26 protein-coding genes are annotated in these 25,293 nt (G+C 69.8%); 20 read left to right on the top strand and 6 right to left on the bottom strand.

From position 1 onward, the window contains the following. Positions 1–13 precede the first annotated feature (13 nt). The 4 genes from lipB (at position 14) to OG568_RS35345 (ending at position 3,450) form a co-directional block, all read left to right on the top strand. Entirely contained in the window at positions 14–811 is a 798-nt protein-coding gene (gene lipB, locus OG568_RS35360; protein WP_266414639.1) for a lipoyl(octanoyl) transferase LipB, read from the top strand. Between the two features lie 369 nt (positions 812–1,180). Then, positions 1,181–2,146, top strand: coding sequence for a lipoyl synthase (lipA, locus tag OG568_RS35355; RefSeq protein ID WP_266414638.1), 966 nt, complete (start codon positions 1,181–1,183; stop codon positions 2,144–2,146). A 315-nt stretch (positions 2,147–2,461) separates the two neighbouring features. Then, a complete protein-coding gene (locus OG568_RS35350) occupies positions 2,462–2,659 on the top strand; it encodes an SCO2195 family GlnR-regulated protein (protein WP_054229278.1) in 198 nt (65 codons plus the stop codon). Between the two features lie 89 nt (positions 2,660–2,748). Next, a complete protein-coding gene (locus OG568_RS35345) occupies positions 2,749–3,450 on the top strand; it encodes a DUF4191 domain-containing protein (protein ID WP_101405563.1) in 702 nt (233 codons plus the stop codon). 84 nt (positions 3,451–3,534) lie between these two features. On the opposite strand, the gene OG568_RS35340 is transcribed toward OG568_RS35345, so the two are convergent. Then, on the bottom strand, positions 3,535–4,005 hold the full coding sequence (locus OG568_RS35340) for an RDD family protein (RefSeq protein ID WP_329534496.1): 471 nt from the start codon (positions 4,003–4,005) through the stop codon (positions 3,535–3,537). A 199-nt stretch (positions 4,006–4,204) separates the two neighbouring features. Between OG568_RS35340 and glnA the strand changes: the two genes are divergently transcribed. After that, a complete protein-coding gene (glnA, locus tag OG568_RS35335) occupies positions 4,205–5,614 on the top strand; it encodes a type I glutamate--ammonia ligase (protein WP_266414612.1) in 1,410 nt (469 codons plus the stop codon). An 86-nt stretch (positions 5,615–5,700) separates the two neighbouring features. Here glnA and OG568_RS35330 read toward each other — a convergent pair whose 3' ends face one another. Then, positions 5,701–6,045, bottom strand: coding sequence for a hypothetical protein (locus OG568_RS35330; RefSeq protein ID WP_329534495.1), 345 nt, complete (start codon positions 6,043–6,045; stop codon positions 5,701–5,703). Between the two features lie 408 nt (positions 6,046–6,453). Between OG568_RS35330 and htpX the strand changes: the two genes are divergently transcribed. Genes htpX through OG568_RS35315 form a run of 3 tightly spaced genes read left to right on the top strand, consistent with a single transcriptional unit; the run spans position 6,454 to position 9,706 of the window. Beyond that, positions 6,454–7,377, top strand: a complete 924-nt coding sequence (gene htpX / locus OG568_RS35325; protein WP_329534494.1) for a zinc metalloprotease HtpX — start codon at positions 6,454–6,456, stop codon at positions 7,375–7,377. A 51-nt stretch (positions 7,378–7,428) separates the two neighbouring features. Beyond that, entirely contained in the window at positions 7,429–8,013 is a 585-nt protein-coding gene (pspAB, locus tag OG568_RS35320; protein WP_329534493.1) for a PspA-associated protein PspAB, read from the top strand. 58 nt (positions 8,014–8,071) lie between these two features. Then, positions 8,072–9,706, top strand: coding sequence for an alpha/beta fold hydrolase (locus OG568_RS35315; RefSeq protein WP_329534492.1), 1,635 nt, complete (start codon positions 8,072–8,074; stop codon positions 9,704–9,706). 63 nt (positions 9,707–9,769) lie between these two features. Here the strand turns inward: OG568_RS35315 and OG568_RS35310 are convergent, their stop codons facing one another. After that, positions 9,770–10,267 (bottom strand): hypothetical protein, encoded by a 498-nt coding sequence (locus OG568_RS35310; protein ID WP_266582137.1) that lies wholly within the window; start codon positions 10,265–10,267, stop codon positions 9,770–9,772. Between the two features lie 265 nt (positions 10,268–10,532). Further along, on the bottom strand, positions 10,533–10,841 hold the full coding sequence (locus tag OG568_RS35305; protein ID WP_266414600.1) for a hypothetical protein: 309 nt from the start codon (positions 10,839–10,841) through the stop codon (positions 10,533–10,535). A gap of 164 nt (positions 10,842–11,005) precedes the next feature. Between OG568_RS35305 and OG568_RS35300 the strand changes: the two genes are divergently transcribed. The 8 genes from OG568_RS35300 (at position 11,006) to OG568_RS35265 (ending at position 19,798) form a co-directional block, all read left to right on the top strand. Further along, a complete protein-coding gene (locus tag OG568_RS35300) occupies positions 11,006–11,365 on the top strand; it encodes an arsenate reductase family protein (RefSeq protein WP_266414599.1) in 360 nt (119 codons plus the stop codon). 222 nt (positions 11,366–11,587) lie between these two features. Further along, positions 11,588–12,271 carry a hypothetical protein gene (locus OG568_RS35295; RefSeq protein WP_329534491.1) on the top strand — a complete coding sequence of 228 codons (684 nt, stop codon included), beginning with the start codon at positions 11,588–11,590 and terminating at the stop codon, positions 12,269–12,271. A gap of 435 nt (positions 12,272–12,706) precedes the next feature. Then, positions 12,707–13,744 (top strand): glutamine synthetase, encoded by a 1,038-nt coding sequence (gene glnII, locus OG568_RS35290; protein ID WP_329534490.1) that lies wholly within the window; start codon positions 12,707–12,709, stop codon positions 13,742–13,744. A gap of 401 nt (positions 13,745–14,145) precedes the next feature. Next, positions 14,146–14,724, top strand: coding sequence for a winged helix-turn-helix domain-containing protein (locus OG568_RS35285; RefSeq protein ID WP_329534489.1), 579 nt, complete (start codon positions 14,146–14,148; stop codon positions 14,722–14,724). 99 nt (positions 14,725–14,823) lie between these two features. Beyond that, positions 14,824–15,816 (top strand): NAD-dependent epimerase/dehydratase family protein, encoded by a 993-nt coding sequence (locus OG568_RS35280; RefSeq protein WP_266591058.1) that lies wholly within the window; start codon positions 14,824–14,826, stop codon positions 15,814–15,816. 250 nt (positions 15,817–16,066) lie between these two features. Then, positions 16,067–17,335 (top strand): sensor histidine kinase, encoded by a 1,269-nt coding sequence (locus OG568_RS35275; protein ID WP_443077905.1) that lies wholly within the window; start codon positions 16,067–16,069, stop codon positions 17,333–17,335. Continuing rightward, a complete protein-coding gene (locus OG568_RS35270; RefSeq protein ID WP_266414585.1) occupies positions 17,320–17,976 on the top strand; it encodes a LuxR C-terminal-related transcriptional regulator in 657 nt (218 codons plus the stop codon). Before OG568_RS35275 ends, OG568_RS35270 begins: the two co-directional genes overlap by 16 nt. Positions 17,977–18,232: 256 nt before the next feature. Further along, entirely contained in the window at positions 18,233–19,798 is a 1,566-nt protein-coding gene (locus tag OG568_RS35265) for a DUF1996 domain-containing protein (protein WP_329534487.1), read from the top strand. 281 nt (positions 19,799–20,079) lie between these two features. Here OG568_RS35265 and OG568_RS35260 read toward each other — a convergent pair whose 3' ends face one another. After that, positions 20,080–20,562: a hypothetical protein gene (locus OG568_RS35260; RefSeq protein ID WP_329534486.1), complete on the bottom strand. Its 483-nt coding sequence runs from the start codon at positions 20,560–20,562 to the stop codon at positions 20,080–20,082. A 170-nt stretch (positions 20,563–20,732) separates the two neighbouring features. Here OG568_RS35260 and OG568_RS35255 point away from each other — a divergent pair, with 170 nt between their 5' ends. From OG568_RS35255 to OG568_RS35240, 4 genes are all read left to right on the top strand, one after another. Further along, positions 20,733–20,912, top strand: a complete 180-nt coding sequence (locus OG568_RS35255; RefSeq protein WP_329534485.1) for a hypothetical protein — start codon at positions 20,733–20,735, stop codon at positions 20,910–20,912. Between the two features lie 163 nt (positions 20,913–21,075). After that, positions 21,076–21,969 (top strand): IS982 family transposase, encoded by an 894-nt coding sequence (locus tag OG568_RS35250; protein WP_329534484.1) that lies wholly within the window; start codon positions 21,076–21,078, stop codon positions 21,967–21,969. 183 nt (positions 21,970–22,152) lie between these two features. Further along, the gene (locus OG568_RS35245; RefSeq protein WP_329534483.1) at positions 22,153–24,069 is read left to right on the top strand and encodes a hypothetical protein; all 1,917 of its coding nucleotides are present in this window, start codon (positions 22,153–22,155) and stop codon (positions 24,067–24,069) included. 135 nt (positions 24,070–24,204) lie between these two features. Then, on the top strand, positions 24,205–24,909 hold the full coding sequence (locus OG568_RS35240; protein ID WP_266624223.1) for a TetR/AcrR family transcriptional regulator: 705 nt from the start codon (positions 24,205–24,207) through the stop codon (positions 24,907–24,909). A gap of 3 nt (positions 24,910–24,912) precedes the next feature. Here the strand turns inward: OG568_RS35240 and OG568_RS35235 are convergent, their stop codons facing one another. After that, positions 24,913–25,272, bottom strand: a complete 360-nt coding sequence (locus OG568_RS35235) for a 5-carboxymethyl-2-hydroxymuconate Delta-isomerase (RefSeq protein WP_266582144.1) — start codon at positions 25,270–25,272, stop codon at positions 24,913–24,915. Between the last annotated feature and the right edge of the window lie 21 nt (positions 25,273–25,293).

Raw genomic sequence — 25,293 nt, 5'->3', positions numbered from 1 at the left:
GGAGGCGCTTGCCGTGAGTGAGTTGCGGTTCGTCCGCATGGGATTCGGTGCCGAGGCCGTGGAGTACCAAGAGGCCTGGGACGAGCAGCGCCGTGTGCATGCCGCCCGTTTCCTGGACGAGGTCCCCGACACCTGCCTGCTCCTGGAGCACCCGCCGGTCTACACGGCGGGCCGGCGCACGGCGGAGAACGAACGGCCCCTCGACGGCACGCCCGTGGTCGACGTGGACCGCGGCGGCAAGATCACCTGGCACGGGCCCGGACAGCTCGTGGGCTACCCGATCCAGAAGCTGCCGCGCCCGGTGGACGTGGTGGCTCACCTGCGGCGGCTCGAAGAGGTCATGATCCGCGTCTGCGCCGAATTCGGCGTCGAGACCAGCCGGGTGGAGGGCCGGGCGGGCGTCTGGGTCCTGGGCGACCCCGTCGACTCACGCCCCTCGCTCGGCGGGCTCTCCCTCGACTTCGACCCGCGGCTGACGGACGAGGAGTTCGACCCCCGTCTGAACGGGCCCGAGTACGCGCCCTCCAACGCCGGGCAGCGGCGCGAGGACCGGAAGATCTGCGCCATGGGCATCCGGGTCGCCAAGGGCGTCACGATGCACGGCTTCGCCCTGAACGTGAATCCGGACACATCCTCCTTCGACAAGATCATCCCGTGCGGGATCCGGGACGCGGGGGTGACGTCCCTGGCGTACGAGCTGGGGCGCGACGTCACCATCGCGGAGGTGCTGCCGGTCGCCGAGAAGCACCTGCGCGACGTCCTGGAGAACGCGGACCTGCGCCCCCGCGAGGTCGAACGGGCCTCGGCCTGACGCATGCCGCGTAGCCCTGATCCCCCGCCCGTCCGAAGTGGCCCGGCCGCGGGCCGGTGGGGGTTGCTCGCGCAGTTCCCCGCGCCCCCAGAGCGGGGCTCCGCCCCGCCTCCCCCGCCCGGCCGATTCGTTCGGCTGCGGGCGGGTGGGGGCTGGTCGCGCAGTTCCCCGCGCCCCTTCAGGGCGCTGGCGCGCATCCTTCAGCCCGTCCGGCGTTTGAGGACGAGGCCGTTCAGGCCGATGCGGGGGTCCGGGGGCGGAGCCCCCGGGAATGCACCCCCGGTCCGCAAGGTTGCCCACCACGGGGACCGAGAACCATACGGGCGTACCCTGGTGTACGCCGAAGAATCGAAGCTACAGGGAGCCGATGTGTCCGCAGTCGCACCCGACGGACGCAAAATGCTGCGCCTGGAGGTCAGGAACGCCCAGACCCCCATCGAGCGCAAGCCCGAGTGGATCAAGACCCGGGCGAAAATGGGCCCCGAGTACACGAAGATGCAGAACCTCGTGAAGAGCGAGGGCCTGCACACGGTCTGCCAGGAGGCGGGCTGTCCCAACATCTACGAGTGCTGGGAAGACCGCGAGGCCACGTTCCTCATCGGCGGCGACCAGTGCACCCGGCGCTGTGACTTCTGCCAGATCGACACGGGCAAGCCGGAGGCACTCGACCGCGACGAGCCCCGTCGCGTGGGCGAGTCCGTGGTCACGATGGACCTGAACTACGCCACCATCACCGGCGTCGCCCGCGACGACCTGGAGGACGGCGGGGCGTGGCTGTACGCCGAGACGGTCCGCCAGATCCACCGGCAGACCGCGGAGCGCGAGGAGGGCCGCACCAAGGTCGAGCTCCTCGCCCCCGACTTCAACGCCGAGCCCGCCCAGCTCGCCGAGGTCTTCTCGTCCCGCCCGGAGGTCTTCGCGCACAACGTCGAGACGGTCCCCCGGATCTTCAAGCGCATCCGCCCGGGCTTCCGCTACGAGCGCTCGCTGAAGGTCATCACCGAGGCGCGGGACTACGGTCTGGTCACGAAGTCGAACCTCATCCTCGGCATGGGCGAGACCCGCGAGGAGGTCAGCGAGGCCCTCACGCAGCTGCACGAGGCGGGCTGCGAGCTGGTGACCATCACGCAGTACCTGCGTCCCTCCGTGCGCCACCACCCCGTGGAGCGCTGGGTCAAGCCGCACGAGTTCGTGGAGCTGAAGGAGGAGGCCGAGCAGATCGGCTTCTCCGGTGTCATGTCGGGCCCGCTGGTGCGTTCCTCGTACCGCGCCGGCCGGCTGTACCAGATGGCCGTCGAGAAGCGGGGCGCGTACGTCGCCTCGCAGGCGGTCTGAACACCCGTACAGACCAGTGCGGGCGACACAATTGGAAACGTCGTAAGACCCGAGCGGTGGCACTCAGTGCCACCGCTCGCGTGTGAATCGGCGCACAAGCAACTCCCCTCACAATGTGGCCAATTCACCGCGCTGCCGACTGTCCGCGCAGATGGGGACAGGAGTCAGGACGGCGTCAGGACGGAGGCCCGACGCATCAAGGCTTCATTGGTGTTTGACCGGTCGGTCACGCCCTGGTAACACCAATCAGTGACCCTGGTCTTACGCCACGTACCGCCCCGTCCAGAGCCGCTATCCCGAGGGGGGACCTCCATCATGCAGGCCGCGCCCGTACGCGCCACCGCCATCCCGTCGTTCACCGATGCACTCCGTGCCGTCGAGTCGCTGCTCATGAGCAGTGGCCAGCGCACCGCCCGCCGCAACGCCTGGACCTCCGTCCTGGAGGACCGCCGCCGCGCCAAGGACCGGGTCGAGGCACAGCGCGTGCTGGAGTCCGTGGCGACGCGTTCGTAGCCGTCGCCGGACCCTCCGTGCGGGCACTGCCGCCGCCCGCCCGGACACTGCCGTCGTCGGCACTTGTCGGGCCACGTAGACTTCGTGGCATGGCGAGGAAGGAAACTGCAGCGGACGCTGCGAACCCCGGGCGACTCAAGCAGATCGCCCTGACCTACAAGATGACTCGCAAGGCCGACTCCAAGATCGGTCTTGTACTCGCGGCAGTCGGAATCGTCACCTTCGGTGTCTTCCTCGCGATCGGCCTCTTGATCGACCACCCGTACTACCTGGGCATTCTCGGCCTTCTGCTCGCCTTCCTCGCGACGGCGATCGTCTTCGGGCGCAGGGCCGAGCGAGCCGCCTTCGGACAGATGGAGGGCCAGCCCGGCGCCGCGGCGGCCGTGCTGGACAACATCGGCCGGGGCTGGACCACGACTCCGGCGGTGGCGATGAACCGCAGCCAGGACGTGGTGCACCGTGCGGTCGGCAAGGCCGGCATCGTGCTGGTGGCCGAGGGCAACCCGAACCGGGTGAAGAGCCTGCTGGCGGCCGAGAAGAAGAAGATGGCGCGGATCGTCGCCGATGTGCCCGTGCACGACGTGCTCGTGGGCACCGGTGAGGGTCAGGTGGGGCTCAAGAAGCTCCGCACGACGATGCTGAAGTTCCCCCGCGTCCTGACCGGCCCGCAGGTGACGGCCACCAACGACCGGTTGCGCGCGATGGGCGACCTGATGAGCAACATGCCCCTTCCGAAGGGTCCGATGCCCAAGGGCATGCGGATGCCGCGCGGCGGACCGAAGGCCCGCTGACACTCCTCTGAGCAGAGTTACGACGATGGGGGCGCCCGGATCACTCCGGGCGCCCCCATCGTCGTACGACCTGCTGGAAGGACGCTAGATCCGGACCTCGATCGTGCGGGCCAGGCGGTCGTGCAGGCCGCGGCCGTCGCGGTCCCAGATCAGGGCGGGGACGGCCACGCACAGCAGGGCGGTGCGCAGCAGGGCGCGCAGCGGGTTGAGGTGGCCGCCGCCCTCCGGGACGACCCGCAGGCCGAGGAGGCGCTTGCCCGGGGTGAAGCCGACCGTGCCGACGGTCAGGACGCCCAGGACGAAGAAGACGAGGAGCGCCCAGTTGCCGGTCGCCCCCGGCTTGTAGCCGTGGGTGAGCAGTCCGTATGCGATCAACAGGCACAGGGCCCAGTCGATCGCGAGGGCGCCGAGACGGCGGCCCGGGCGGGCGATGGAGCCGGGGCCCTGTTCCGGCAGGCCGAGTTGCTTGCCCCGGTAACCGAGGTCGGCACCCGCGTCCTCCATGGCCGCGCGGGGTCCGGAGAGCCACGATCCGATTGCTTGCCTATTGTCCACCCGTCCACGGTACTGCGCCCGTTTTGGCATACGGACAGGAGGGGCCCGACTGCCCCGGGTCGGTTAACTTGGGCGAAACAAATGGGTCACGCTGGAGAAATCCCCCATCCCTATGGTCGGCTCCAGCGTGTGCCACCGCACTGGCCGCACGAACGAACTACCACCCCGGTCCACTGTGGGCGGGAGTAGGAGGAGCTGGATGTTCCAGAACGCCGACGAGGCCAAGAAGTTCATCGCGGACGAGGACGTCAAGTTCGTCGACGTCCGCTTCTGCGACCTGCCGGGCGTGATGCAGCACTTCACGATCCCGGCCGAGGCCTTCGACCCGGCCGAGGAGCTCGCGTTCGACGGTTCCTCGATCCGCGGCTTCCAGGCCATCCACGAGTCCGACATGGCGCTCCGCGCCGACCTGTCCACCGCGCGCGTCGACCCCTTCCGCCGCGACAAGACGGTCAACATCAACTTCTTCATCCACGACCCGATCACGGGCGAGCAGTACTCCCGTGACCCGCGCAACGTGGCGAAGAAGGCCGAGGCCTACCTCGCGTCGACCGGCATCGCCGACACCGCGTTCTTCGGCCCCGAGGCCGAGTTCTACGTCTTCGACAGCGTGCGCTTCGACACCAAGTCGAACGAGGCCTTCTACCACATCGACTCCGAGGCCGGCGCCTGGAACACCGGTGCCCTCGAGGACAACCGTGGTTACAAGGTCCGCTACAAGGGCGGCTACTTCCCGACCCCGCCGGTCGACCACTTCGCCGACCTGCGTGCCGAGATCTCCCTGGAGCTGGCCAAGTCCGGCCTCCAGGTCGAGCGCCAGCACCACGAGGTGGGCACCGCCGGCCAGGCCGAGATCAACTACAAGTTCAACACGCTGCTCGCCGCGGCCGACGACCTCCAGCTCTTCAAGTACATCGTGAAGAACGTCGCCTGGCGCAACGGCAAGACCGCGACCTTCATGCCGAAGCCGATCTTCGGCGACAACGGCTCGGGCATGCACGTCCACCAGTCGCTGTGGAGCAACGGCGACCCGCTGTTCTACGACGAGGCCGGTTACGCGGGCCTCTCGGACACCGCCCGCTACTACATCGGCGGCATCCTCAAGCACGCCCCGTCGCTCCTCGCCTTCACGAACCCGACGGTGAACTCGTACCACCGTCTGGTCCCCGGCTTCGAGGCCCCGGTCAACCTGGTGTACTCGCAGCGCAACCGCTCCGCTGCCATGCGTATCCCGATCACCGGTTCGAACCCGAAGGCCAAGCGCGTCGAGTTCCGTGCGCCCGACTCCTCCGGCAACCCGTACCTCGCCTTCTCGGCGCTGCTGCTCGCGGGCCTCGACGGCATCAAGAACAAGGTCGAGCCGGCCGAGCCGATCGACAAGGACCTCTACGAGCTCGCTCCCGAGGAGCACGCGGGCGTCGCCCAGGTCCCGACCTCCCTGCCGGCCGTCCTCGACCGCCTCGAGGCCGACCACGAGTTCCTGCTCGCGGGCGACGTCTTCACGTCCGACCTGATCGAGACGTGGATCGACTACAAGCGCACGAACGAGATCGCGCCGCTGCAGCTGCGTCCGCACCCGCACGAGTTCGAGCTCTACTACGACGTCTAAAGAGCACGGCGTCTAAAGAGCACGGCAGACGCAACGCCGAGGGCCGCCACCTGTGAGTACAGGTGGCGGCCCTCGCACGTGGTCCGTCAGGGAACCACAATCACTACGACTCCACCACGGTTGAAGCCGTTGTTGAAGCCGTTGTTGAAGCCGAAGCCGTTGTTGAAGCCGAAGCCGTTGTTGAAGCCGAAGCCGTTGTTGAAGCCGAAGCCGGTGTTGAAGCCGTTGTTGAAGCCGAAGCCGTTGTTGAAGCCGAAGCCACAGTTGCCCCGGCCACCCCAGTTGGAACAGCCATGGGTGATGACTTGCGTCGAGGCTTGAGCCGGGGCGGCTGCTGAGGCCGTGCCTGCTGCGCCGACCGCGGCGCCACCGGCCATCAGAACGCCGATTGCGGATACAGCGAAGAAGCGCCTGGCGCGTTGTGCCTTCATGGATGAATCCTCCTTCCACCCTCTCGTGCCGTCTTTCGGGGGCGCGAGACGGATGGCAGATGGCCGCGACCGCAGTGGATTGGTCCGGCGCGGTGCTCGCCCGAGTACGAGGAGTACGTTCAAACCGTCGACGCGTCGAGCGGGCGTACCCCAATCGCGGCTCTCTTCATTGAGAGCTGGTCGCGAGTAAAGGCTAGTCCGTGATCGACCACTCAGCATCTTGGACTAGAACGGGGCGCCGAAACGTGGGCGGGAACGGGTGCGGACGGGTGCCGGGCGCACCCGGGAACACACGGAAATCCCACAGGCTGCCTTTGCACCTCCTAGGGCTCTTCGGAACCGCTTCATGGGCATCCGCAGGTGCACACTGGGCAGTGGGACGAGTGCCCTACTGCGGGGGTGATACACATGCAGAGCCGTTTCCGGAGCGATCCGCGATTGACCATGCGCATGACGGTCACGCTGTTCCTGCTCGGATTGTTGTACGTGGCCTTCGTCGCCGCGTTGATCGTGCTGCTGAAGTCCTGGGTGCTCGTCGTGATCGTCGCGGCCCTGGTGCTCGGCGCGCAGTACTGGTTCTCGGACCGGATCGCGCTCTACGCGATGCACGGCCGGATCGTGGAGCGCGAGGAGTATCCGCAGCTGCACGGGGTCGTCGACCGGCTGTGTGCCGTCGCGGACATGCCGAAGCCGCTCGTCGCCGTGTCGGACATCGACATGCCGAACGCGTTCGCGACCGGGCGGAACGCCGATCACGCGGTGCTCTGCGTGACCACCGGGCTGCTGCGGCGGCTGGAGCCGGACGAGCTGGAGGGCGTGCTCGCCCACGAGCTGTCGCACGTGGCGCACAAGGACGTCGCCGTGATCACCGTGGCCTCCTTCCTCGGGGTGATCGCCGGGCTGATCGTGCGGTTCGCCTTCTACTCTCAGCTCTTCGGCGGGCGCGGCCGCAAGGACCAGAACACCGTGGCGATCTTCATGGCGGTGATGGCCGTCTCCGCGGCCGTGTACGCGATCAGCTTCCTGCTCATCCGGGCCCTGTCCCGGTACCGCGAGCTGGCCGCCGACCGGTCCGCCGCCCTGCTCACCGGCCGGCCCTCGGCGCTGGCGTCCGCGCTGACGAAGGTCTCCGGGGACATCGCGCGGATCCCGACCGAGGACCTGCGGACGGCACAGGCGTTCAACGCGTTCTACTTCACGCCGGCCCTCGGCGCCGAACCGGGGATCGCGAAGCTCTTCTCGACCCACCCCAGCCTGGAGCAGCGGCTCGAACAACTGGGCAGGATCTCGGCGGAGCTGGGCGAGGCGGCGACTCCCGAGAACACGGCCTGACCCGTCCTGAGCCGTTTCCCTATCGTCCTTTCCCGAGAGGCAGCCGACTGTATGGGGTTCCTGGACATCCTGCTCGGGCGCACCAAGGCCGTCGCGCCCGATCTCGACCAGCTCTTCGGGCTGCCGTCGGCGGCCGTGACCCTGGAGGCCGCCGCCGGGTTCAAGCCGACCGGGACGGGCGCGGTGTGCTTCGCGAGCGTCGAGGGCGGGGCCTTCGCCCAGGCACACCGGGAGGTGCAGGAGCTGCTCGACGCGGATGCCGAACGCACGGGCCCGCCGGTGGAGGTCAGCCGGGACGAGTACGGGTACTCGTGGCTGGTCTCGCGGCGGGAGCCGGACGATCTGCCCGCGCTGGTCAGTGATCTGCACGCGGTCAACAGCGCGCTGGAGGGCAGCGGCTTCGGACCGCAACTGCTCTGCTCCGTGGCCGGCTTCCAGGACGGCGGACCGCGACGGCTCGGGCTCGTCTATCTCTACAAGCGCGGCACCTTCTATCCCTTCGCGCCGCTGGCCGGCGAGACCCAACGACGCGACAACGCGCTGGAACTGCAGGTCAAGGCCGCACTCGCGGACGATCTGCGGATCGAGCAGGACCTCAGCCGCTGGTTCCCGATCTGGGGCGCCCCCGGCCTGTGACCGGGCCGGGGCCGTCGGTACGTGGAGAGTGGAAGAGCGGGCGTGGGTAAATGGGGGGATGCTCGCCTCCTTCGCACACGATCATGACGGTGAACGACTGAGCTGCGTCGGCGGCGGCGGTGACGACGGTCCTGGCACCGCGGCCACCGTCGTCCTGCTGCACGGCGCGGGCGTCGGCAACAAGGAGCGCCTGCTCCCGCTGCTGGAGGAATTCGTGGCGCGCGGCTGCCGGGGCCTCGCCCTCGACTTCTCCGGACACGGCGAAAGCTCGGGCGAACTCAAGGACTTGAGCCTGCGCCGACGCTTCGAGCAGGCCGTCTCCGTCATCGACGCGTCGGTCCCGGCGGACGGTCCGCTGATCCTCGTCGGATTCAGCATGAGCGGCCAGACGGTGGCCGATCTCGCCGGGCACTACGGGCGGCGCGTGGTGGCGCTGGGCCTGTGCGCGCCCGCGGTGTACGGCGCCGAGGCCTGGCCGGTTCCGTTCGGGGAGGGCGCCGGGCGCTTCAGTGAGATCATCCGGGCGCCGGACAGCTGGCGGCAGGCCCCCGCGCTCGATGTGCTGCGCGGGTACGACGGCCGTGCCGTCCTCGCCGTACCCGGCACGGACGCCGTCATCCCGCCCGCCGTCACCGAGGCCGTGACGGACGCGCTCACCGCCCGTGCCCAGTTCACCCGGCTCGAATTCCCCGACGCCGACCACATGCTGGGCCTGTGGCTGCGCGAACACTCCGCCGACCGGGCGCGGTTCGTGGACTCCGTGCTCCTGGGACTGGGCGAGCGCGGGTGGACCGCGACCCGGAGCTGGGTGGCCAAGCAGCTTCCGGCCGGCAGGAGCATCCGGGAGTCCACGGCCCTGCGCGGCGGCTGGAGCTCCCAGATGCGCCGGCTCACCCTCGACGACGGTACGGGTCTGGTGCTGCGGTCGTTCGTGAAGCCCTTCTACCGCCGGCACGCGCCCGGCCTGCTGGCCCGCGAGGCATCCGTCCTCACCCTGCTCGCCCCGTACGAGGACGTGCCCACGCCCGAGCTGCGCGCCGTCGACGCCGCCGCCGAACACTGCGACCACCCCTCCCTGTTGATGTCCTCGCTGCCGGGCGGGGTACGGGTCGACGAGGAGGACCTGGACCGCCGCATCGACCTGCTGGCCCGCCAACTGGCCCGTATCCACGCGGTGGTTCCGGCCGACCGTCCGCGCACCTACCAGGCATGGACCTCACCCGAACGCGTCCGTACGCCCCGGGGCGCGCTGTGGGAGCGGGCCGTGGACGTGATCCGGCGCGAACCCCCGGCGTACGAAGGGTGTTTCCTGCACCGGGACTTCCATCCCGGCAACGTGCTCTTCGACGGAGTAGGTGACACGCTGCGGATCAGCGGGGTGATCGACTGGGTGGAGACCTCGTGGGGACCCGCCGACCTGGACGTGGCCCACTGCTCCACGGCCCTCGCGCTGCTGCACGGGGAGGAGTACGGCCTGGGGTTCCGCGCACGGTACGAGGCACACGGCGGACGTCCGCCGGCCGACGCCGAAAGTCACTTGTACTGGCGGCTGCTGGACGCGCTCGCCTACTCCCCCGATGCCGAGAAGCTCGCGGTGCCGTGGCGGGAGCTGGGACGCACGGACCTGACCCCCGAGCTGCTGGGCGAACGGCTGACGGCGTATGTGACCGGGTTGTTCGAGCTGTACGGCTGAGCGACCGCGGGGCTGGCCGCGTTCAGACTCCGGGGGCCGAGGTGCCGTTCCGGTGCACGGCCGTCAGATCCGCACGGCTCGGGAGACGTCGGCGGTGACGTCCCCGGAGAGGGCCCGGTTGCTGCGGGCGGTGGCGTCCTTGGCGGCGCCCGCCGGGACGTCGTTCAGGGTGACGACGACCGTGTCGAGGAGGTTGCCGCCCTTGTCGCGGAAGTCGACCTGGACCGCGTACTTCCTCGCCGAGGACGTCGGGTTGGTGGCGGTGACCTTGACGGTGGCCCGCCCCGCGGAGTCGGTGGTCACCTGGTCGCCCACCTTCACCTCGTCCTTGGCGTCCAGGCCGCTCTTGAACTCGTCGAGCCTCCGCCCGGCCTCGGCGGTCGCGGAGGCGAGGGCGTTGCCCGCCTCGGACGCGAGGGACGAGGCCACGTCGGAAGGGGTGGCGCCGTTGGAACAGCCGGTCAGGGACGCGCCGACGGCCACAAGGAGGACGAGAGCCCCCGCCCCCGGAACGCCGAGCCCTCGCATCCCGCGTATCCGTTGCGTCGCGTGCCGCGCCATGTCGTCTCCCCACGTTCCGCTGTGGATTCCCGTTTCAGTCAAGGCTGTGAGCAGGGCGTACGCATGCCAGGGGCGTCGATCGGGTGAGGCCGACCGACTGCGGGTGGGTGGGGGCTGGTCGCGCCCACGCGGCGGAGCCGCACAATGTCACAGCCCCGCGCCCCTGAAGCGGGGCTTCGCCCCGCATCTTCGGGATGGGACGGGTAGGGGCGGCGGGGGCGAGGAAAGCCGCCCCGCCGCCCCGGCGCTCAGCGCGCGTAACGCATCAGCGCGCGTAACGCATCAGCGCGCGCACCATGTGGCACGTGGTGTCCGACGGCGGATGAACACCGATCGCTTCCGCGGTGCTGCGGATCTTCTCGTCGCGGGCCTGGTTCGGAACGTACACACCGGAATCGAGCAGAGCGATCGCGAGACGCATCGCCTTGAGCCGGCGGTTGTGCGTGACGTACCACTCGCGAGGCCGCCCCGGCGGCAGCGGGCGCTTCGTCACGGGCTCGTACGGCAGGTCCATCAGGACCGCCCTCTTGGACGTGGACTGAGTGGGCAGCGGCTTCAGTGCGGCAGCGGGCACAGGCATCCTCCTGTCGCGGTCAGGGCGCCATCCGGACCCCCCGGCGACACCCTCGAACACTGCTTCTATTCTACCGCCCGGCACTGACAAAAGCCCCTGGCCACAGGGCCTTTGGGGGTGGCGTGACGCCAGTGGAAAAGGGCGTCTCGCGTAACGTGTACGGCATGGAGATCTGGATCAATCCGGCCTGTTCGAAGTGCCGCAGCGCCATCAGCCTGCTCGACGCGGAAAGTGCGGAGTACACCGTCCGCCGCTATCTGGAGGACGTACCCACGGAGGACGAGATCCGGGACGTACTGGACCGGCTGGGCCTCGAGCCGTGGGACATCACCCGGACGCAGGAGGCCGTCGCCAAGGAGCTCGGGCTGAAGTCGTGGGCGCGGGACGACAGCGCGCGCGGGCAGTGGATCAAGGCCCTGGCCGAACACCCGAAGCTCATCCAGCGCCCGATCATCACGGCGGACGACGGGACGGCCGTCGTGGCACGCACGGAGGAAGCGGTACGGGAAGCCTTGTCCCGGTAGTCCCGGTAGTCCCGAGAGGCGCGGTGGTCCCGAGAGGCGCGGTGGTCCCGGTTTTCTCGGCGCACGTCCTCTCCGCCGCCTCCCCGGCCAACTCCCCGTGTGATCCAGGCCACTTCAATGACTGGTGTCGACCATTGAGCAACCCTGTTCGGGATCTCGTACTTAGCGGCATACGGATCACGACAGGCCACCGACGGAGGCGGCCACGGACAGGAGGCGCGCATGTCGCGTAGGAGAACTCTCAGCGGCAAGAAGAAGGTCGCGCTGCTGGCCGCTGCCGCGGCCGTGGCCGGAGGCGGCGCCTTCGCCATGGCGGCCACCTCGAACGCGGCGCCGAGTTCGAACGCCCGGACTCTGTCCGCCGCGGACTCGACGGTCTGCCAGGGGCTCGCCACCGCCCTCGGCAACAACCAGAAGTTCATCGACGGCCAGCGGGCCAATCCCGACGCGCAGTCGACGGCACGCATCGCCAACCGCGAGGCGGTCATCGCTCAGATCAAGGTGCAGCAGAAGGCGTCCGGTTGCGCGGTTGGGGAGTCGGCTCAGGGCTCCCAGACCACGCAGCCCGCGCAGTCCGCCCAGCCGGCGAAGACCCCGCCCGCGCAGCAGCAGACCACCGCACCCGCACAGGGGGCGGGTGGGGGTGGCGCCGCCACCGGCCAGCAGGTCTGCAACGGCTCGACCGTCACCCTCTCGGGTGAGGCCGGCGCCCCGGCCGCGTCCAGCAACCAGTTCCCGGCCGGGACCAAGCTCAAGGTCACGAACCTGGACAACAACAAGTCCACGACCGTGCAGGTCACCTCCGTGTCGGGCAGCTGCGTACTGCTCAACAACGCGGCGTTCGAGCAGGTCCGGGAGCCGGGCAAGTTCCTGATCCGCCGGGCCCGGATCGAGAAGGTGGGGTGAGCGCCTCAGACTGACGGCTGAGGAACTCCGCCACCCGGCGCGGCGTGCCGGTCCCGCTGTTCGCGGCCACGAACAGCGGGACCGGCGCGTCGAGGCGCGACCGGTACGCCGAGGCACGACCGGCACATAGAGGTGGAGCCCGGTGCGCGCCCGCAAACCCATCGCATACGAGCCGCCGCGACCGGGGCCGGGAGGATCACGATGGGCCGACGCGTATGATCGCGGGCTTCGCGAACGGGCCGCTGATAGCGGTCGCGAATCGCTCTCGGCGAGTGAGTCGCAGCACAGAGGTACCCGGTAACACGGGGTTCACATTCGAGCAATGATCGGGAAATCGCCTGTTGACAGGCTGCCGGGCAGTACCGCGGCGCCCCAGTGCCGCAGCGCCGCAGCACCCGCAGTGCGCCCAAAGACACACCCCGAAGGATGTGGCCCGTGACCTTCAAGGCTGAGTACATCTGGATCGACGGCACCGAGCCGACGGCCAAGCTCCGTTCCAAGACGAAGATACTGGCGGACTCCGAAAAATCAGCCAAGGGTGCCGAGCTGCCGATCTGGGGCTTCGACGGGTCTTCCACGAACCAGGCCGAGGGTCACGCCTCGGACCGCGTACTCAAGCCTGTCGCCGTCTTCCCGGACCCGATCCGCGGCGGTGACGACGTCCTCGTCATGTGCGAGGTCCTGAACATCGACATGACGCCGCACGAGTCCAACACCCGTGCCGCGCTCGCCGAGGTGGCGGAGAAGTTCGCCGCGCAGGAGCCGATCTTCGGCATCGAGCAGGAGTACACCTTCTTCGACGGGGAGCGCCCGCTCGGCTTCCCCGTCGGCGGCTTCCCGGCCCCGCAGGGCGGCTACTACTGCGGCGTCGGCGCGGACGAGATCTTCGGCCGTGACGTCGTCGAGGCGCACCTCGAGAACTGCCTCAAGGCGGGCCTCGGCATCTCCGGCATCAACGCCGAGGTCATGCCCGGCCAGTGGGAGTTCCAGGTCGGCCCGCTGGCGCCGCTCGAGGTCTCCGACCAGCTGTGGGTGGCCCGCTGGCTGCTCTACCGCACCGCCGAGGACTTCAACATCTCCGCGACCCTCGACCCCAAGCCGGTCAAGGGCGACTGGAACGGCGCCGGCGCGCACACCAACTTCTCCACCAAGGCGATGCGCGAGGGCTACGACGCGATCATCACCGCGTGCGAGTCGCTGGGCGAGGGCTCGAAGCCGCTCGACCACGTCAAGAACTACGGCGCCGGCATCGACGACCGCCTGACCGGCCTGCACGAGACCGCCCCGTGGAACGAGTACTCCTACGGCGTCTCCAACCGTGGCGCCTCGGTCCGCATCCCGTGGCAGGTCGAGAAGGACGGCAAGGGTTACATCGAGGACCGCCGCCCGAACGCCAACGTCGACCCGTACGTCGTGACGCGCCTGCTCGTCGACACCTGCTGCGCCGCCCTGGAGAAGGCCGGCCAGGTCTGATCCGCCCCGCACTCGAACGAGGAGGCGCTCACCGTCACGGTGGGCGCCTCCTCGCGTCGCGACGGCGACCTCGTAGAACGACGTCAAGTTCACGCCAAGGACGCGTCCGACCTGTGAGAGGACTCTCCTGCCCGGCCCCGGTGTCTGCTTCAATGGAGACATGGCCAGCTTCCAGAGGTACACCGCGACGGGTCGCCCCGACCTGGAGCCCTTCTGGCCGTCCCGTCAGCATCACGACTTCGACCGGGTGTGTTGCCGCGCGACGAACGCGCGGGCCCTCTAAAGCCGTACACCCCGGCCTTCGGCCAGCGCGCACGACGTACGTCCTCGACGGCCCCGACCACGAACTCGCGGTCGTCGACCTTCCCGACGAACTTCTCGCGCGAAAGAGCTGACCTCTCATGGCGACCACTCGTTCCTTCACATCCGTCGCGGCCCCCTCCGCACCCGTGCCCACCCCCGCACGGCACCGACTCCGTGCCGTCCACCGGGACGAGGTGGCCGACGTCGCGGACTTCCTGCCGCCGGGCGCCACCTGGCTGCCCGCTCCCCCGCACACCCTGCCGGTACTGCCGGGCCAGCCGCCGATGATCGGCTACCTGGTCCTCGTACCGGCCGACCAGCAGCCCCCGCTGCCGGTCGCCGTCCCGAACTCGCCGGCCCCCGCCGACGCCGCCGTCGGGGCCGACCCGCTCGTGCGCATCGACCCCGTGCAGCGCACCGCCGAGGTCGACGGGCAGTCGCTCGACCTCACCTACCTGGAGTTCGAGCTGCTCGCGCACCTCGTCGCGCATCCGCACCGGGTGCACACCCGTGACCAGTTGGTCACCACGGTGTGGGGCTACGGGCACGTGGGCGACGGGCGGACCGTCGACGTCCACGTCGCGCGGTTGCGGCGCAAGCTGGGGGCGCAGCACCGGCAGGCGATCCAGACGGTACGGCGGGTCGGGTACAAGTACGCGCCTCCGACGGGGCGTTGACCCACCCCGCCGCTCAACGACTCTTCTGTCAGCAGATTCCCGTTCCGCCCGGCGGACCGTGCGGGCAGAGTCGTCCGTATGAAACCCAAGAAACTGCTGATGCTGGGCGGTACGGACTTCGCGGGGCGGGCCGTGGTGGAGGCGGCGCTCGGCCGTGGCTGGGAGGTGACCGTCTTCCACCGGGGGCACCGCGAACCGCCCGCCGGGGTGCGGTCGTTGCTGGGCGACCGCACCGCCCCGGACGGGCTCGCGGCGCTCGCCGACGCCTCCGCCGAGGGTGAGTGGGATGTCGTCGTCGACACCTGGTCGGCGGCGCCGCGGGCCGTCCGCGACACGGCACGCCTGTTGGCCGACCGGGCCGGGCGGTATGTGTACGTGTCGAGCTGCTCGGTCTACGCGTGGGCTCCGCCCGCCGACTACGCCGAGGACGCGCCGCTCGTGGAGGGGGCGTCCGAGGACGCCGAACAGACCGACTACCCGCAGGACAAACTGGGCGGCGAGCTGGCCGCCGTGTCCGCGTTCGGCGCGGAGCGCTCGTTGCTCGTACGGTCCGGGCTGATCCTCGGGCCGTACGAGAACATCGGCCGACTGCCGTGGTGGCTGACCCGGATCGCCCGGGGCGGCCCCGTGCTCGCGCCCGGACCCCGGTCGCTTCCCCTCCAGTACGTCGATGTCCGTGACCTGGCGGAGTGGATTCTCGGGGCGGCGGAAGCGGGGGTGAGCGGGGCGTGCAACCTGATGAGTCCGCAGGGGCATACGACGATGGGCGAGCTGCTCGACGCGTGTGTTCGCGTCACGGGGGCGCGGGCGGAACTCCGTTGGACCGAGCCTTCCGTGGTCCTCGACGCCGGGATCCAGCCGTGGACGCAGTTGCCGGTCTGGGTGCCGGTGGGGACCGACATGCATGACGCTCTTCATCGGGCGGATGTCTCCCGGGCGGTGGAGGCGGGTCTGCGGTGTCGGTCCGTCGCGGAGACGGTCGCGGACACGTGGGCCTGGCTCCAGGACATCGGCGGGGTGGCCCCTCAGCGGCCGGGGCGCCCGCCGGTGGGGCTGCCGCCGGACGTGGAGGCCAAGGTGCTCGCCCAGTAACCCCACTCCTTGTCCTCGCCCCCGCCGCCCCTACCCGTCCCATCCCTGGGGGCTCCGCCCCCAGACCCCCCCGGGGTGTGTTCTTCGCTGCGGGTGCGTGGGGGCTGGTCGCGCAGTTCCCCGCGCCCCTGGAGCGGGGGCTTCGCCCCGCATCTTCAGGCCGATCGGGGGTGCACCTGGCACCACCCTCCGCCCGGGGGTTCGGCCCAGTGACCGTGCGGGGTGGGTCGGCGAGACTGGCGGTATGGAGATGTGGAGCGGCAGGGGCATACGGGCACGCGGGCCGGAAGTGCTGGTCGCCGGGGGGCGAGGGCTGGTGCTGGCCGTCGGGGGGTTCACCGGCGCGGTCGTTCTGTTCGTGCTCTCCGTCGTGTCGATCCTGCTGGTGCCCGTGGGGGTGGGGATCGTCACGACCCCCTGGGTCCTGACCGGCGTACGGGCCTTCGCGGACCGCCGGCGGATCAGCGCCGCCGAGTGGTGCGGGATACGGATTCCGTCCACGTACAGGAGTCTGCCCGCGGGTCTGAGCCCATGGACGCGCTGCTTGCGGATGCTGGGAGACCCGGCGACCTGGCGCGACCTCGGCTGGCTGGTGGTCGACATGACCGCCGGGTTCGTGACCGCGCTGCTGCCCGCCGCCCTCCTCCTCTACCCCCTGGAGGGCTTCGCGCTGGCGGCCGGCCTGTGGCGAGTCTTCACGGACGGGACCCACGTGGGGTGGTGGTACGGCTTCGTGCCGGTGTCGGGGCAGGGTTCCGCCCTCCTCGCGGGGGTACTCGGCGCGGCGCTCCTCGTCACCTCCTACTTCCTCTCCCCCGCCCTCCTGCGGGTCCATTTCCTCCTCGCCCGCTCCGTTCTCGCCTCCGGCGACGGCGAACTCGCCGAGCGGGTCCGCGTCCTCACCGAGACCCGCCGTGCCGCCGTGGACACGTCGGCTGCCGAACTACGCCGTATCGAGAGGGACTTGCACGACGGAGCACAGGCGCGACTGGTCGCCATGGGGATGGATCTGGGGACCGTCGACGCCCTCATCGAGAAGGACCCGGCCAAGGCCCGCCGGCTGCTCACCCAGGCCCGCCGGTCCTCCGCCGAGGCGCTCACCGAGCTGCGCGACCTCGTACGGGGTATCCATCCCCCCGTGCTCGCCGAGCGTGGACTCTGCGACGCCGTAAGGGCGTTGGCGCTTCGGCTGCCTCTCGCGAGTGAGGTGGACGTCGACATGGACGGCCGCGCGGAGGCACCCGTCGAGTCCGCCGCGTACTTCGCCGTCAGCGAGGTACTGACCAACGCGGTCAAGCACTCCGGTGCCGAGCGCCTCTGGGTCGACCTCCAGCACAGGGACGGAATGCTCCGTATCACCGTCACCGACGACGGGGAGGGCGGCGCCCGGGTCGGCGCGGGCTCGGGGCTCACCGGGGTCGAGCGACGGCTCGGTACATTCGACGGCGTCCTGGCCGTCAGCAGCCCCGCGGGCGGTCCCACCATGGTCACCATGGAGATCCCTTGCGCGTTGTCCTAGCCGAAGACCTGTTCCTGCTGCGCGACGGGCTGGTCCGGATGCTCGAGGCGTACGACTTCGAGATCGCCGCCGCCGTCGAGAGCGGGCCCGAACTCACCCGGGCCCTGGCCGAGTTGGCGCCCGACGTCGCCGTGGTCGACGTACGGCTGCCGCCCTCGCACACGGACGAGGGGCTGCAGTGCGCGCTCCAGGCCCGCCGGGAGCGGCCGGGGCTGCCGGTGCTCGTGCTCTCCCAGCACGTGGAGCAGCTGTACGCGCGGGAGTTGCTCGCGGACGGCACCGGCGGGGTCGGCTATCTGCTCAAGGACCGGGTGTTCGACGCGGAGCAGTTCATCGATGCCGTACGGCGGGTGGCGGCGGGCGGGACCGCGATGGATCCGCAGGTCATCCAGCAGCTGCTGGCGCGGCGTTCGCACACCGGCCGGCCGCTCGGGCGGCTCACCCCGCGCGAGCTCGAGGTGCTCGAACTGATGGCGCAGGGGCGCTCGAACGCGGCGATCGCGGCCCAACTCGTGGTCACAGAACGGGCGATCGCCAAACACACCTCCAACATCTTCACCAAACTGGGGCTGGAGGTATCCGACGACGACAACCGGCGCGTACTCGCCGTACTGGCGTATTTGGATCGCGGCGGCCACTGAGGGAACACCGAGCGGCAGCGGATGGATACCGTGAGAGAGGGGCCACCGACACCGTTGAATATCATTCAAACCTGTTTTTCGAGATCAACTCCCCGAAAAACATGCACTTCTGAGCCCATTGCGCCGGAAATGACCTCACGAACTTCTAAGATTTTCCTGGGTTTCTGAACGCCTCAGGAGTCACCTGCGTACTGATGGACGCCGCTTCACTCCTGTCGGGCGCCTCGATGCCCCGCAAGGAAGTCAGAGGAGTTCCATGGGACGCAACACTCGCAAACGACGTTCGCCACTGGCTGTTCGCGCCGTTGCCGCATCCGCGGCGCTCGCGATCGGTGGGGGCGGATTGATCTGGGCGAATTTCTACGCCTCGGCGCACGAGACCAACTCGAGCCCGAACACCGTCAAGGCCGCCGCCGCCCAGGTCGCCACCATCTCCTGCCCCGACATCGGGCAGAAGCTCACCAACGTGCCCGCCAACGCCAAGTCGAATGTCGACGCGGAGCTGGCCACGCTCGACAAGCAGATCACCGAGGCATACGCCCGGCTGGCCTCGTCGCGTCAGGCCCAGGCCAATGACGCGGGCTTCGTCCAGAACGCGATCCTGTCTCCGCTCCAGGAAAAGCGGAACGCGGTCATCGGACGAATCAAGATCGACTTCACGCGGGTGGGCGCCGCCGCCCCCACCACGCTGGACGGTCTCGCCGCCTGCACCGGCACCACCGCCGCCCAGGCTCAGACCACCGCCGGTGGCCAGAACAACGGCGGGCAGAACAACAACGGCCAGAACAACGGTGGCCAGCAGAACAACGGCCAGAACAACGGCGGCCAGCAGAACAACGGTGGCGCCCAGGCCAGCGCGGCTCCGAGCGCGAGCGCGCCGGCCAACATCGGCGGTCAGGCCGGAAACGGCCCCGTCGCAGCCGACTTCGTCGACATCACCAAGGTCGCGGCGAACGTCCAGGGCAAGCCGCAGAAGGGCGCCAACGCCTCGCGGGGTACGTTCACCACGCAGTGCGGTGTGAACGCGAACAAGAACTTCAACACCGACAACGTGATCGTGGCGCCCGGCGTGACCAACGGCGCGCACCACCTGCACGACTACGTCGGCAACCAGAAGGTCAACGCGTTCTCCAGCAACCAGACGTTCCTGCAGGGCGGGACCAGCTGCGCGAACAAGAACGACCTGTCGTCGTACTACTGGCCCGTGGTCCGTATCCAGAACGGCACGCAGGACTTCGACCAGAACAAGGACGGCGGCGGCAAGGAAGGCAACGTCGGTAAGATCCTGACCCCCGTCTCGGCCCAGATCAAGTACGTGGGCAACCCGGCCAGCAAGGTCGTCGCGATGCCGCAGTTCCTGCGCATCATCACCGGTGACGCCAAGACCACGACCAACGGTCTGGCGAACGCCAACGCGCACTGGAGCTGCACCGGCTTCGAGAACAAGGTCCAGCTGACGTCGCAGTACCCGATCTGCCCGCAGGGCAGCAAGGTGGTGCGCACGTTCGCCTTCCAGAGCTGCTGGGACGGTCAGAACATCGACAGCGCCAACCACCGCACGCACGTGGCCTTCGCCGACCCCGCGAGCGGTGTCTGCGGCAACGGTTTCAAGGCGATCCCGCAGCTGACGATGCGCCTGACGTACAACATCGCACCGCCGACCATCCAGAACGGCGTGGTGAAGAACGCGTACGCGGTGGACGGCTTCCCGGAGCAGCTCCACAAGGCGGCGACCGACCACGACGACTTCATCAGCGTCACGACCGGTGGCCTGGCGAACAAGATCGCCAACTGCGTCAACTCCGGCCAGCAGTGCAGGTAGTAGTCGCTTCACCGAAGGCAGTAGTCGCTTCACCGAAGAACTAGCACGGCACTGAGAAGGCCGGCGGTGGGATCTCCCGCCGCCGGCCTTCGCTTGGAGCTCCGAACAGAACGAGAGTCCGATCAGCTCACGGCGCCCGGTGCGTACGATCGCAAGGCGCCAAAAGGCCCTCGTAGCGGAGAAGCTACGAGGGCCTTCCGGCAACGCCACGAGCATGTGTGCCGGGCGTCGCGAGCCGGGCGCTGATTCCGATCGGAGCCCCTACCCCAGATCCTGCGCGGTCAGCCGCTGTGACCGGAGTGCGCGGTCTCGGTTCCCCCACCACCGCTCCCGCCCGAGTGGTGCGAGACCCCCTCCTCCAAGGTCCCGCCGAGCTGGCCGCGCAGCGACGTGACCACCTTCTGGTCGGCGACGGCGACCCACTTGGCACCGACGAGATAGAACCCCCCGTAGTCCTTCGCGTCGTTGATCCACTCACGCTGGCCGCGATCGGTGGCGAAGGTGGCGAGGACGAACTTGCCGTCGGGGTTCTTGCAGATCGCCTGACGGATCTCGTCGGCATCCGTCTGAATGCTCGGCTTGCACTTCACCTCGGCCGCCAGATCCTCCAGACTGCCGGTCGCGGTGGCCGGGACCTGGTCGGCCGAGTCGCTCTTGGTCCCTCCCCCGCCACCCGACCCGCCGCAGCCGGTCAGCGCCAGCAGGGCCGCGGCCGCGACGACCGCCAGACCGTGCCCGCTCAGCTTTTCGCGTGTCAACCTCATACGTTCCTCCGGTGCCTGTCGGCGCCCACGCCGTGGGGAGCCCCGGCGAGGGCCCTGGCCTTCGATACGGCTCCGGCACGCCAAGTGCTCAATCGCCCCCGTTACGGACGGAAAGACACCCTGTGGGAGTGCCGATGCCGCAACGGGCACGTGCGTGCGAAGGTGTGGCCGTGACCGAAGACTGGGAAGAGCGTACGGCGGCGGCCTGGGCCACGTTCGACGACTACGAAGAAGCGGACGCGGCGGACTTCCGGGCGGTGATCGACGCGCCGCCCAAGAACAGTTCAGTCGAACGTAGGCCCACTGCGTCACGCCCTGGAGCGGAAACCGGCACACTCGTAAGCCCGTAGGCTCCGAAGTCGATCAACTCACGCTACGGTCATGCTGTCCGATCAGCACAGCTGGCGGACTACCGCCGGACGGGGCGAACGTTGCCTGTCGCGGCACTAGACGAGTCATTCCGAATGCTGACGGTGTGTCTGGGAACGCAGACAGGGCGTCCAAGATCGTTGTGTGACGAACAACCTAGACGCCCTGCTGACCGCACTGTACGTGAAGATCGACGACGAGATCGGAGGTAGCCGATGGCTTGGCCGACCGCCGCAGCTGGCGGATTCTGAGCTGGTCACCCTTGCCGTCGCCCAGGCGCTGCTGGGCTTCACCTCGGAGTCGCGCTGGCTGCGGTTCGTGGACTCCCGACTGGGAGCGATGTTCCCGTACGTGCCCAGGCAGCCGGGCTGGAACAAGCGGCTGCGGGCAGCGTTGCCACTGGTCAAGAGGGCAATACGACTGCTGGCCGTCGATACGGACTTCTGGTTCGACAACCACTGGATCATCGACTCCACACCGGTGGAGTGCGGCCGCTCGCGTCCGACGGTGAAGCGGTCGGACATGGCCGGCTGGGCCGGATACGGGTACTGCGCCTCGCACTCCCGGTTCTTCTGGGGCCTGCGCCTGTTCCTGGTATGCACCCCGACCGGGATGCCCATCCTGTGGGCACTGGCGAACCCGAAACTGGATGAGCGGGAGGTGCTGTCGGCGATGCTGGACCGCGAACCGCACCTGTCCACGGACCGGCCGAGCCTGCTGGTGATCGCAGACAAAGGCTTCGCCTCCAAGGAGTTCGAGGCCGATCTGGCCTTCCGGGGCGCGGAGTTGCTGCGTCCTTCTTTCAAGCGCGAGAAGAAGCGCAGGGGCGAGAGCCTCCTGAAGTCGGTGCGGCAGCTGATCGAGTCGGTCAACGACACCCTCAAAGGCCAGCTCGACCTGGAACGGCACGGTGGACGGACCTTCGAAGGTGTCGCCGTCCGCGTCGCCCAACGCATCCTCGCGATGGCCGCCGCGATCTGGCACAACCACAAGACCGGCCAGCCCGTCATACGATCCTTGATCGCTTATGACCACTGACCACATCGGAATGACTCGTCTAGTAGTGCGGACCGGAATCTCCCGCCTCTGGCGGGGGAGGGCGTCAACAGGGGTCGATGGCGAACCTCACTCGACCAACGCTGGCCCCGGAGGCGGAACGCGCCCCCTCCGGGCTTCCTGCCCCCGGGGTGACCATCGACCGATTCGCTCGTTTTGCTGAACGTGCAGTCACAGGATGTAGCCCAGCGCTCCGCAGCCTCCCCAGGACCGGTCGTCGACGTCGAGCAGGCCGAGGCCGCCCTCGTCGAGCACTACCCGCGGCTCGTCCGGCTCGCCTATCTGGTGCTGCCGCCGAGCCTCGGCCGCAACCGGCGGGTACTGACCGCGCACGCCCTCACCCAGCGCGCCCTGCCCCGGGGCCGCAGGACCGCCACCCTGATCCCGGCCCAGGCCACCGGCCGCGACGGCGACCTCGGCTACGCCCTGGTGCGCCTCCAGGTCGTGCGTACGGCACTGGAGGCGGGCGTACCGCTGCGGCGCGCGGCCTGGCCCAAGCGGTCCCAACTGCCGCCGCTGCTGCCCCAGGTGTGGGGCCTCAGGCTCTTCCCGCGCTCGGGCGGCGCCGACGAACTCGCCCTGGACCAGCGGCTGTCGGCCCTGTCCGCGGCCGCCCGCGCGGCGTACGTCCTGCGCGGCCTGGAAAGGCTGCCCGAGTCCGACGTGCGCAAGGTGCTGACGGCGGCGGGCGTCGACGATCCGGGCGCGGCGCTGAAGGAGGCGGGCGGCGTCGAGGCCAAGGACGCCCTGCTCCTGTCCCCCGAGTTTGACCCCTGTTCGCTGCACGCCCGGCCCACCGACCTGATGCGGCGCAGGCAGCACATGAAGGCCGCGCTCGCCGCCGGCGTCGCGGCGGCCGTCTGCGGCGCGCTGCTCGCCCTGCCCAGCGGCGGCTGGGGACCCGACGGCGCCGCGGCCCCGCCGTACGCGCAGAACCCGGCCGCCGAGGCCGCCCTCGACCCCGGGAGGCTGACACGGATCGCCCCGACGGCGTGGCGGTCGTCCGCACGCACCGACTTCTCCGTCTGGCCCGCGCGCGGCAACCTCGCCGGGGACACCGCGCTGCTGCGCCGCGCGCTCGCCGTCTGGGCCCGGCCCGGCGAGTCCGTGCAGGTCTCGGCCACGCCCGGTACCCCCTCGGGCGCCCCGGCCGGGCCACCGCAACTGCTGTACGCCGGTGACGTGGACCAGGCGCGCGTGGTGCTGTTCTACGACGGACTGCGCATCGCCCGGTACGCCGAGCCGCGCGACGGCACGGGTGGCGCGGCCCTCGACTTCGCCCGGGTCGACGGCGCGACCGGTGCCGAGGCGGAGGCGCTCGTCCTGGACAGGGCCGACGGCAACGTCCGCTATCTGACCGCCCCCTGGGTGACCAAGGCCGCCGAGCGCGACCTGCTGAAGCCGACCGCGGGCCCGACGCCCCTCACCCTCTCGGCCGACGGCGTCAGCACCCCGCTGGCCGGTCCGGCCCCGACCGGCAGCTGCACCTCGTGGAACGTCATGGAGGTGACCGACACCTCGGGCCCGCACCTGCTGACCGACCTCGGCGAGCTGATCCCGGCCCATCTCACCTCGGGACCGCCCGCCGCACCCCACGAGGCCGCGGGCCCGGCGGCGCTGCGGAACTGGGCACCGTTCGCCTGCTCGCTGGCCGCCGTGCGTTCCGAGGGCGTGCGGTCCGTGAACGCCTGGCAGTACGCGCAGCAGCCGCTGCCCGACGCGAGCGGGCAGGCCGCGTGGGTGTGCACCCGGGCCGACACCTGGCGGGGCGACGGCACCCGTGTCCTGGCGCAGTTCCACACGCCTGGCGGGCCGTACGGCGCGGTCGCGGCGAAGGCCCAGAACTCGCCCGCGTGCGGCCCCCGTGACCCCCATGTGCTGGCGGGCGTGCTGTGGAAGTCGGGCACGGGCGACTGGTACCTCCTCGCGGCGGGCAGCAAGGACACCGCCTCGATCAGCACGACGGGCGGGGTGAGCGGGTCGGCGCGCGGCGCGCTGCTCGCCGTACGCACGAAGCAGGGGGATCAGGCCGGGCTGGAGGGAACCCTGACGGACGGGCGGACGGTCAGCGGACTGCGCTAGGTCCGGGAGCCTGATGGCGAGCAGGGATTCCGCGGGACCTGCCAAGGCGCGCGGTGACCGCATCGTGTGGGACCTGTGAACGACCATGGCCGGACCGGCCCGTTCGGGGCCGGATTCGATCGGTAAGGTGTTCGCATGACAACCCGGGTACGCCGCAGGATGGGTGTCGAGGAGCGGCGGCAGCAGTTGATCGGCGTCGCCCTCGACCTCTTCAGCCGACGCTCACCCGACGAGGTCTCCATCGACGAGATAGCCTCGGCCGCGGGTATCTCGCGGCCGTTGGTCTACCACTACTTCCCCGGCAAACTCAGCCTGTACGAGGCGGCGTTGCAGCGCGCCTCGGACGATCTCGCGAGCCGGTTCGTGGAACCGCACGAGGGCTCGCTGGGCTCGCGGCTGCTGCGGGTCATGCGCCGGTTCTTCGACTTCGTGGACGACCACGGGCCCGGTTTCGCGGCGCTGATGCGCGGCGGTCCCGCGGTCGGCTCCTCGAAGACCAACGCGCTCGTCGACGCGGTGCGGCAGGCCGCGTACGTCCAGATCCTGTCGCATCTGATGATCGAGGATCCGCCCGCCCGCCTGGAGTTGGTGATCCGCTCCTGGATCTCGCTCGTCGAGTCGACGGCGCTGATCTGGCTGGACGGGCGGCGGATTCCGCGCGGCGAGCTGGAGGTGCAGCTCGTGCAGGACTTCGCGGCGCTGGCGGCGGTGAGCGCCACGCACGACGAGGAACTCGGCGCGCTGCTGCACCAGGCGCTCAAGGGCGAGCCGGGCGACGGGCCGTTCACCGACCTCGCCGTCCGGTTGCTCGCACTGGCCTCACCCCCGGTCGCCTCATAGCGGTTACTGCACGTACTTCCGGTACGACGGGTCGAGGTCGCGCACCTCGGCGGACACGTGCAGCGTGAGCCCGTCGGTGGGATCGATGTGCTTGCGCAGCAGCTCGAGGGTGGCCTCGGTGAGCTTCGCCTTGGTCTCCTCGGTGCGGCCGGCCAGCAGGGCGAGCGTGACGTGCACGATGGCGTGCGCGTCCGGGTCCGCCTCCGCTCCCACCACCTCGTCCTCGGTGCGCAGCGTCCGCGTCTTGCACGCCTCGATCTTCGCGGCGGCGGTCTCGACGACCACCGGGTGCAGCGCGAGGGCGAAGGCGCGCCAGTCGACGTGGTCGAGAGCCGGGGAATGCTCGACGGTGATGTTCGGCATGGGCACTCCTGTTCTAGGGAT

It is taken from the genome of Streptomyces sp. NBC_01450 (assembly GCF_036227505.1).
Classification (GTDB): domain Bacteria; phylum Actinomycetota; class Actinomycetes; order Streptomycetales; family Streptomycetaceae; genus Streptomyces.
The sequence above is the reverse complement of the archived record's forward strand: the minus strand, read 5'-3'. Positions and strand labels throughout refer to the sequence as shown.

Coding starts and splice junctions, on each gene's coding strand:
- OG568_RS35295 (WP_329534491.1), top strand. CDS start 11,588: ATGTCGCGTAGGAGAACTCTCAGCGGCAAGAAGAAGGTCGCGCTGCTG.
- OG568_RS35275 (WP_443077905.1), top strand. CDS start 16,067: ATGTGGAGCGGCAGGGGCATACGGGCACGCGGGCCGGAAGTGCTGGTC.
- glnA (WP_266414612.1), top strand. CDS start 4,205: ATGTTCCAGAACGCCGACGAGGCCAAGAAGTTCATCGCGGACGAGGAC.
- OG568_RS35260 (WP_329534486.1), bottom strand. CDS start 20,562: ATGAGGTTGACACGCGAAAAGCTGAGCGGGCACGGTCTGGCGGTCGTC.
- htpX (WP_329534494.1), top strand. CDS start 6,454: ATGCAGAGCCGTTTCCGGAGCGATCCGCGATTGACCATGCGCATGACG.
- OG568_RS35240 (WP_266624223.1), top strand. CDS start 24,205: ATGACAACCCGGGTACGCCGCAGGATGGGTGTCGAGGAGCGGCGGCAG.
- OG568_RS35285 (WP_329534489.1), top strand. CDS start 14,146: ATGGCGACCACTCGTTCCTTCACATCCGTCGCGGCCCCCTCCGCACCC.
- OG568_RS35280 (WP_266591058.1), top strand. CDS start 14,824: ATGCTGGGCGGTACGGACTTCGCGGGGCGGGCCGTGGTGGAGGCGGCG.
- OG568_RS35235 (WP_266582144.1), bottom strand. CDS start 25,272: ATGCCGAACATCACCGTCGAGCATTCCCCGGCTCTCGACCACGTCGAC.
- OG568_RS35315 (WP_329534492.1), top strand. CDS start 8,072: ATGCTCGCCTCCTTCGCACACGATCATGACGGTGAACGACTGAGCTGC.
- OG568_RS35345 (WP_101405563.1), top strand. CDS start 2,749: ATGGCGAGGAAGGAAACTGCAGCGGACGCTGCGAACCCCGGGCGACTC.
- OG568_RS35310 (WP_266582137.1), bottom strand. CDS start 10,267: ATGGCGCGGCACGCGACGCAACGGATACGCGGGATGCGAGGGCTCGGC.
- pspAB (WP_329534493.1), top strand. CDS start 7,429: ATGGGGTTCCTGGACATCCTGCTCGGGCGCACCAAGGCCGTCGCGCCC.
- OG568_RS35330 (WP_329534495.1), bottom strand. CDS start 6,045: ATGAAGGCACAACGCGCCAGGCGCTTCTTCGCTGTATCCGCAATCGGC.
- OG568_RS35300 (WP_266414599.1), top strand. CDS start 11,006: ATGGAGATCTGGATCAATCCGGCCTGTTCGAAGTGCCGCAGCGCCATC.
- OG568_RS35350 (WP_054229278.1), top strand. CDS start 2,462: ATGCAGGCCGCGCCCGTACGCGCCACCGCCATCCCGTCGTTCACCGAT.
- OG568_RS35265 (WP_329534487.1), top strand. CDS start 18,233: ATGGGACGCAACACTCGCAAACGACGTTCGCCACTGGCTGTTCGCGCC.